Below are 7,884 nucleotides of genomic sequence, written 5' to 3' on the forward strand. Positions count from 1 at the left end.
GCGCCGCGACGAGCGGCGCGAGCGGCACGACGCCGTCGACGGGTGCGAGCGCGTCGGGCCGGACGACGTCGGCCAGCTCGGCCACCGCCGGCACGACGTCGGTCGCGGTGAGGTCGAGCGCGGCGGTGACGTCCGCAACCGCGCGCAGCTGCGGCCCGAGCCACGGCAGCGACGACGCTGCTCGCCACACGGGGTCGCGGGTGCCGGCGAGCGCGGCCCCCGCATGCTCCTGGAGCGCGGGCAGGTGGGCGGACGCCGCGTCGACGTCGGCCGCGGCGAGCGCCGCGTGCACGGCGGCCACCTCGGGCGCCGCGCTGCGCAGCGACTGGACGACCTGCAGCCCGCGCACGCCCAGCCAGACGACGGCCACGAGCAGCAGGAGCAGGACGACGGCGACCACGCGCCGGACGGTCCGACCGCGGCGGGCTGCGCGGGCCGGCGCGTCCGGCGCAGCCCCGGCGAGGGTGTCGGCGTCCCCGGACGGCGCGTCAGGACCCGGCGCGGCGGTGCCGCGCTCGGTGTCGACCGCGGGGGTCACCATGCGAGCGATCGTCCCATACCGGACATGTCGGGCGAGGCGATACGCCCGATTTCACCCGGTCGCCGCAGCCGGCCGCAGCGGGGGCGACGGCCGCCCGAGCGCCGGCCCCGGCACTGCGTGCTCAGGCGCCAAGCGCCCAGGCACCGCGTGCTCAGGCACCCGTGCTCAGGCCGCGCGGTCCCCGAGCTGCTGGACGCGCAGCGCGTCGGCGGTCGCGGCGCGGCGCTCGGCCTCGGTGGGCTCGCGGTCGCGGTGCCGGATCGTCAGGTGCGGCCGGGCGGCGATGCGGTAGCGGACCTCGACGTTCCACCGGCGGATGGCCCACACGGCGGCGGCCGAGGCGACGAGCAGCGACGCGATCGAGCCGACGCCGATCGCCCACCGCGGGCCGAGCGTCTCGGCGACCCAGCCCACGAGGGGAGACCCCACCGGCGTCGCCCCGAGGAACACGACCATGTAGAGCGACATCACCCGCCCGCGCATCGCGGGGTCCGTCGACGTCTGGATGGTCGCGTTGGCGGAGGTGAGCAGCGTGAGCGACGCGAGGCCCACGGGGATGCACGCGAGCATGTAGCTCTCGTACGTGGGCATGAGCGCCATGACCCCGGTGGCGACGCCGAACGCGAGCGCGGCGCCGATGACGAGCCGGACGCGTGGGCGTTCGCGGCGGGCGGCGAGCAGCGCGCCCGCGAGCGAGCCGATGGCCAGCACCGAGCCGAGGATGCCGTACTCCTCGGGCCCCTTGCCGAACTCCGTGCGGGCCATCACCGCGCTCGTGAGCTGGAAGTTGAGCCCGAACGTGCTGACGACGCACACGACGGCCATCACGACGAGGATGTCCGACCGGCCGCGCACGTACGCGATGCCCTCGCGGATCTGCCCCTTGCCGCGCACGGCGTGCGGCACGGGCTGCAGCTGGTCGGTGCGCATGCGCGTCAGCGCGAAGATCGTCGACGCGAAGGTCACCGCGTTGATCACGAACACCCAGCCGATGCCGACCCACGCGATCGACAGGCCCGCGATGCCCGGCCCGATGAGGCGCGCCGCGTTGAACGACGCGCTGTTGAGGCTCACGGCGTTGGCGAGCCGCTCGGCGGGCACCATGTCGGCGACGAAGGTCTGCCGCGCGGGGCCGTCGATCGCGGACACGCACCCCAGCAGGAACGCGAACACGTAGACGTGCCACAGCTGGACGTGGCCGCTGAGGACGAGCAGGCCGAGGCCCGCGGCGAGGATGCCGAGCGAGACCTGCGTCGCGATGAGCAGCTTGCGCCGGTCCAGGCGGTCGGCGAGGAGCCCGGCCCATGCCGACAGGAACAGCACGGGCGCGAACTGCAGCGCGGTGGTGATGCCGACGGCGACGCCCGAGTCGTCGGTGAGGACGGTGAGCACGAGCCAGTCCTGCGCGACGCGCTGCATCCAGGTGCCGATGTTGGCCACGAGCGCGCCGGCGAACCACAGCCGGTAGTTGACGTAGCGGAGCGAGGCGAAGGTGGGGCTCACGGGGCGATCACCGTCCGCAGGATCACCGAGGCCTGCGCGAGCACCTCGCGCTCGGCCGGGTCGAGCGTCGCGAGCCGCTTGGCCAGCCACTCGTTGCGTCGGCGACGGGTCTCGCGGACCTCCGCCTGCCCGGCCTCGGTGATGTGCACGAGCACCTGGCGGCCGTCCGTCGGGTGCGCGTCGCGGCGCACGAGGCCGGCCTCGACGAGCGCGTTGACGGTGCGCGTCATCGGCGGGCCCTGGACGTGCTGGTCCTCGGCGAGCGCCGTCGGCGTCATGGGACCGCGGTTGGCGAGCGCCGCGAGGGTCGCGTACTGGCCGTCGGTGATGCGCTCCGAGGAGCGCTCGAGCCGCAGCCGGCGGACGGTGTGCGTGAGCGAGACGCGCAGCTCTCCGGCGAGCACGGCGGGGCGGCACTCGGCCGCCGTGACCTCGGGCAGGCGGCCGGTGGCCTCCGCGCCGGCGCCGGTCAGCGCGGGGGCAGGAGGAGAGGAGGGCATGTCCCTATCCTAGGTCATTACCTAGGGTAAGGAGATGTCGAACGGGCGTGACCGTCACCACGCCCCGCCGTCACGACGGGGCGCGGGGACCGTCGACGCCGGGGCTCAGGGGCGGCCGAGGGCGCGGTAGACCCAGCCGGCGGCGCGCCACTTGCCCGGGTCGAGCACGTTGCGCCCGTCGACGACCCGCTTGCCCGCGACGACCTCGCCGAAGGCGACCGGGTCCAGCTGGCGGTACTCGTCCCACTCGGTCGCGAGCAGCACGACGTCGGCGCCCGCGGCCGCCTCCTCGGCGCTCGCCGCGTAGCGCAGGTCCGGCCACTGACGCTGCGCGTTCTGGACCGCCTCGGGGTCGGTCACCACGACGTGCGCGCCCTGCAGGCCCATCTGCGCCGCGACGCTCAGCGCGGGCGAGTCCCGCACGTCGTCGCTGTTGGGCTTGAACGCCGCACCGAGCACGGCGACCTTGCGGCCGACGATCGACCCGTCGCAGACCTCGCGCGCCAGGTCCACCATGCGCACGCGGCGGCGCATGTTGATCGAGTCCACCTCGCGCAGGAACGACAGCGCCTGGTCCGCGCCCAGCTCACCCGCGCGGGCCATGAACGCGCGGATGTCCTTGGGCAGGCACCCGCCGCCGAAGCCCAGGCCCGCGTTGAGGAACCGCCGCCCGATCCGCGCGTCGTGGCCGATCGCGTCCGCGAGCTGCGTCACGTCCGCACCCGTCGCCTCGCACAGCTCGGCCATCGCGTTGATGAACGAGATCTTCGTCGCGAGGAACGAGTTCGCCGCGACCTTCACCAGCTGCGCCGTCGCGTAGTCGGTGATGACCTGCGGCGTGCCGTCGGCGAGCGGCGTCGCGTAGACCTCGTCCAGGACCGCGCGGGCCTCGGCCCCGTCCGGGCCTTCGGGCAGCCCGTAGACGATGCGGTCGGGGTGCAGCGTGTCCTGCACCGCGAAGCCCTCGCGCAGGAACTCCGGGTTCCACACGACGACGGCGCCCGGCTGGACCTCCGCGACGCGCGCGGCCACGCGCTCGGCCGTCCCCACGGGCACGGTCGACTTGCCCACGACGACGTCGCCCGGCGCGAGGTGCGGCAGGAGCGCCTCGACCGCGGCGTCGACGTAGCGCAGGTCGGCCGCGTTCTCGCCGCGCTTCTGCGGCGTGCCGACGCACACGAAGTGCACGCGCGCGCCGGCGACCGCCGCGACGTCCGTGCCGAACTCGAGCCGCCCGGTCTCCGTGACCTCGGCCAGCAGCTCGGGCAGCCCCGGCTCGAAGAAGGGTGCCTGCGCGCTCGCGAGCAGCGCGACCTTCGCCGCGTCGACGTCCACGCCGACCACGTCGTGGCCGAGCTTCGCCATGCACGCGGCGTGCACCGCACCGAGATACCCGCAGCCGATCACCGAGATGCGCAACGTCGTCCTCCTCGCAGGCCCGGCGGGTGTCGCCGGGTGTCCGACCTCGAACCGCCGGCGGGAGGCCGGCGTTCGAATGCTTCCACAGCAGGCGTCAGCCGACGCCGAGCAGCCCTCTGATGGGCGTGAGCGTGAAGTACGCGACGAACAGCCCCGCGGTCACCCACATGAGCGGGTGGACCAGGCGGGCCTTGCCGAGCGCGACCTTGATGACGACGAAGGCGATGAAGCCGGCGCCCATGCCGGCCGTGATCGAGTAGGTGAACGGCATGAGCACGATCGTCAGGAAGGCCGGGATGGCGACCTCCATGTTCTTCCAGTCGATCCCCGAGACCTGCATGACCATGAGGAACCCGACGACGACGAGCGCGGGGGTCGCGGCCTCGAACGGCACCATGTCGACCAGCGGCGCGAGGAACGTCGAGAGCAGGAACGCGACGCCCGTGACGACCGACGCGAGGCCCGTCCGGGCGCCGTCGCCGACGCCGGCCGCGGACTCGATGTAGCTCGTGTTCGAGGAGACGCCCGAGGCGCCGCCCGCGACGGCGGCGACCGAGTCCACGACGAGGATCTGCTTGGTCCGTGGCGGGTTGCCGTTCTCGTCGAGCAGGCCCGCCTCGCCGCCGACGGCGACCATCGTGCCCATCGTGTCGAAGAAGTCCGCGAGGAGGATGGAGAACACGAGCAGCAGGACGGCGACGGCGCCGATCTTCTCGACCGAGCCGAACAGCGAGAACTGGCCGAGCAGCCCGAAGTCGGGCGTCGCGACGAGGTCGTCCGGGATCGCGGGCGTGTTGAGCTTCCAGCCGGTCGGGTTGACGACGGCGCCGGTCTCGTCCGTCTGCGGCCCGACCTTCGCGACCGCCTCGATGATGACCGCGAGCACCGTGGACGTGAGGATGGCGATGAGGATGGCGCCCCGGACCTTGCGCACCATGAGGACGATCGCGAGCAGCAGGCCGACCACGAAGACGAGGATCGGCCAGCCCGCGAGCGAGCCGCCGACGCCGAGCTCGACGGGCGTCGCCTGGGAGAACGGGATGCGGACGAAGCCCGCGTCGACCAGGCCGATGAACGCGATGAACAGGCCGATGCCGACGCTGATCGCGGTCTTGATCTCGAGCGGGACCGCCCGGAAGACGGCGGTGCGGAACCCCGTGAGCACGAGCACGAGGATGATCAGGCCCTCGAGGACGACGATGCCCATCGCGTCGGCCCACGTGACGCCGTCGAGCGACGCGATCGAGTACGCGACGACCGCGTTGAGACCCAGGCCCGCCGCGAGCGCGAGCGGGAAGTTGGCGACCGTGCCCATGAGGATGCAGAGCACGCCCGCGACGAGCGCCGTCGTGGCCGCGACCATCCCGAGGTTCGGCGCGTCGCCGCCGCCGAGGAACTCGCCCGTGCCGTCCTGGACGGTTCCGATGATGAGCGGGTTGAGCACGATGATGTAGCTCATGGTGAAGAAGGTCACCAGGCCGCCACGGACCTCGGTGCCGACCGTCGAGCCGCGTTCGGTGATGCGGAAGAAGCCGTCGAGCCCGCCCGCCCGGCGGCTCGTCGAGGTGGAGGTCTGCGTCATGGCGCACAGGGTGGCAGAGGATTGTTTCGGGTGACGACGCGGTCCCCGTGGTGGACCGGTCGCCGGCCCGTGCGGCTGCTCCTCGCCGTCTACCTGCTCGCCGTCCTGCGGATCACGCAGTGGCCGTCCTTCGCGGAGCCGGGCGCGTTCACCGGGCTCGCCGAGGTGCTCGCGTGGCTGCACGCGCGCGGCCTGCCGACGGCGGTCGACGTCGCCCTGGTCGAGGCGCTCGCGAACGTCGCCATGCTCGTGCCGTTCGGCGTCCTGGTCCCGCTCGCGGGCCTGCGCCGCACGTGGCTCGCCGTGCCGCTCGGCTGCGCCTTCTCGATCGCGATCGAGCTGGCCCAGCTCGCGTTCTGGCCGACCCGCGTCGCCACCGTGCAGGACGTGGTGATGAACACGCTCGGCGCCGCCGTCGGCGTGGGCCTGCTGACCCTGGGCCGCCGATACGCTGCGCACGTGAGCACCCCCGAGGCCGGCGGCGCGCCCCGGCCCGGCGCGCTGCGCACGCTCGTCCGGCCGAGCACGCTCGAGCCCGTCCACCTGGACCTCCGCCGCGTCTTCCTCGTCGGCATCGGCGCCTGGGGCGTCGCGCTCGTCGTCGTCGGCGTGCTGGCGGCGTCCGGGCGGGCCGCGACGACGGACGTCGTCACGTGCGCGGCCGGGCTCGCCCTGGGCGGGCTGGCGCTCCTGTGGGAGCGGCGGCACCGTGCTCAGGCGGACGCGCCGCCCCCGGGCTGACCGCCCTCCTGATCGCCACGCTCGGGCTCACCGGCGTCGGGCGCCGCACCACGCGCGGCGCGCTCGGCCGCGAGGCGGCGGGTCGTGCGGTTGGCGTGCACCGAGTAGCGCGGCGCCCAGCGCAGCAGCGCGAGGGCGCTGAGGCCGCTGACGGCGGCGACCGACCAGATGCCCGCGGCGAGCGAGCCGAGCGCGGCGCCCGCCGAGACGAGCAGCGGCCCGCCCGCGGAGCCGGCGTCGCCGCACAGCCGCCACACGCCGAGGAACTGCGCGCGCACGGCGGGCGGCGCGACGTCGGCCCCGAGCGTCATGAGGATGCCGGCACCCATGCCGTTGCCGAGGCCCACGAGCATCGCGACGGCGGTGAGCGCACGCACCTCCCCGGCGAGCGGGACGAGGGCGAGGCCGACGGCCAGCACGAGCATCGACGGCACCGCGGTCCACAGGCGGCCGCGCGCGTCCATGAGCTTGCCCGCCGGGTAGAAGAGGAGCATGTCGATCGCGCCAGAGATCCCGAAGACGATGCTCGTCGTCGCGGGTGAGAGTCCGAGGTGCTCGGACCACAGCGGCAGCACGGTCTGCCGGCTCCCCCGGGCGGCGCCGACCATGAGCACGGCGACGCCGAGGGTCGCGAACACGTGCCGGTGATCGCTCACCACGCGCCGCAGCGTGACCGCGGGCGGTCCGCCGACGTGCTCGTCCTCGTCCGGCACGAGCGCCACGAGCCCTGCCGTGACCAGGGACGTCACCACGGCGAGCCACCACGCGGCCGGCAGGCCCCACACGTGCATGAGCGCCGCACCGAGGAACGGCCCCGCGAACGTGCCGACGCGCTGCAGCCCGGCGAGCGTGGACAGCACGCGCGCCCGCCGGTCGACGGGCGTGGTCTCCGCCAGGTAGGAGTGCCGGGCGAGCGTGAAGACCGCCGCCACGGCGCCGAGCAGCGTCAGGCAGACGCCGAGCACGACGACGTTCGGCGCGAGCGCCGCGCCCGCGAGCACGACGACGGCGGCGCACGCGCCGAGCAGCATCGCGCGCCGGTCGCCGACGCGTGCCGCGAGCGCGCCCGCCGGGATGTCGCCCACGATGTGCCCGACGCCGATGAGCGCGACCACGAGGCCGGCGCCCGCGAGCGAGGCGCCGAGGTCCGTCGCGCTGATCGCGACGACCGGCAGGATCGCGCCCATGCCCGTCTCGAAGACCACGACCGGCACGTAGACACCGAGCACGAGAGTCCGGTTCATACGTCGCCCGCCCGGTCCAGGACGACTCGCGGCAGCTCCGCCTCGTCGAGCAGCACGCGTTCGAGCGCCTCGCGGTCCGGCCAGCGGCCGCGGTGCGCGAGCGCCCGCGCGAGCCCGCCGGTGGTGCACGCGTGGACCTCGCCCCGCTCGACCCACCAGTCGACCGGCTCGCCGTCGACACGCAGGTCGTCGTGCTCGACCCATCGCGCGGGGGCGTCCGGGACGAGCGCACGGACCGCCGCCGGGACGACCGCGGGCGCGCCCGACGAGGTGACGTGCCCCGGCGCGCGCTCGGCTGCGAGGTCCACGTCGAGCCAGGTCGCGACGCCGTCGGCCGCCGCGGCGGGCACGACG

The 7,884-nt window shown here is 74.5% G+C and carries 6 protein-coding genes and 2 pseudogenes; 1 reads left to right on the top strand and 7 read right to left on the bottom strand.

The window, feature by feature from the left end; all coding sequences use genetic code 11:
* The 5 genes and pseudogenes from ICW40_RS12630 to ICW40_RS12650 form a co-directional block, all read right to left on the bottom strand.
* Nucleotides 1-541: pseudogene (locus ICW40_RS12630) on the bottom strand (hypothetical protein); the annotation flags it as partial.
* Nucleotides 542-706: 165 nt separating this feature from the next.
* Nucleotides 707-2,044: an MFS transporter gene (locus tag ICW40_RS12635; RefSeq protein WP_221654376.1), complete on the bottom strand. Its 1,338-nt coding sequence runs from the start codon at nucleotides 2,042-2,044 to the stop codon at nucleotides 707-709.
* The gene (locus tag ICW40_RS12640; protein WP_221654377.1) at nucleotides 2,041-2,544 is read right to left on the bottom strand and encodes a MarR family winged helix-turn-helix transcriptional regulator; all 504 of its coding nucleotides are present in this window, start codon (nucleotides 2,542-2,544) and stop codon (nucleotides 2,041-2,043) included. Before ICW40_RS12640 ends, ICW40_RS12635 begins: the two co-directional genes overlap by 4 nt.
* A 105-nt stretch (nucleotides 2,545-2,649) precedes the next feature.
* Complete coding sequence (locus ICW40_RS12645) at nucleotides 2,650-3,963, bottom strand: UDP-glucose dehydrogenase family protein (protein WP_221654378.1); 1,314 nt, start codon at nucleotides 3,961-3,963, stop codon at nucleotides 2,650-2,652.
* 94 nt (nucleotides 3,964-4,057) lie between these two features.
* The gene (locus tag ICW40_RS12650; RefSeq protein ID WP_221654379.1) at nucleotides 4,058-5,545 is read right to left on the bottom strand and encodes an NCS2 family permease; all 1,488 of its coding nucleotides are present in this window, start codon (nucleotides 5,543-5,545) and stop codon (nucleotides 4,058-4,060) included.
* A gap of 30 nt (nucleotides 5,546-5,575) precedes the next feature.
* On the opposite strand from ICW40_RS12650, the gene ICW40_RS21050 reads away from it, so the two are divergent.
* Nucleotides 5,576-6,286: a VanZ family protein gene (locus ICW40_RS21050; RefSeq protein ID WP_308121782.1), complete on the top strand. Its 711-nt coding sequence runs from the start codon at nucleotides 5,576-5,578 to the stop codon at nucleotides 6,284-6,286.
* Here the strand turns inward: ICW40_RS21050 and ICW40_RS12665 are convergent.
* Together ICW40_RS12665 and ICW40_RS12670 are read right to left on the bottom strand one after the other, a co-directional pair.
* Nucleotides 6,259-7,530, bottom strand: a complete 1,272-nt coding sequence (locus ICW40_RS12665; protein ID WP_221654380.1) for an MFS transporter — start codon at nucleotides 7,528-7,530, stop codon at nucleotides 6,259-6,261. The genes ICW40_RS21050 and ICW40_RS12665 overlap by 28 nt on opposite strands.
* A pseudogene (locus ICW40_RS12670) lies at nucleotides 7,527-7,884 on the bottom strand (sacsin N-terminal ATP-binding-like domain-containing protein); the annotation flags it as partial. The pseudogene ICW40_RS12670 and the gene ICW40_RS12665, both read right to left, overlap by 4 nt.

This window comes from Actinotalea ferrariae, assembly GCF_019733465.1.
Lineage (GTDB): Bacteria > Actinomycetota > Actinomycetes > Actinomycetales > Cellulomonadaceae > Actinotalea > Actinotalea ferrariae_A.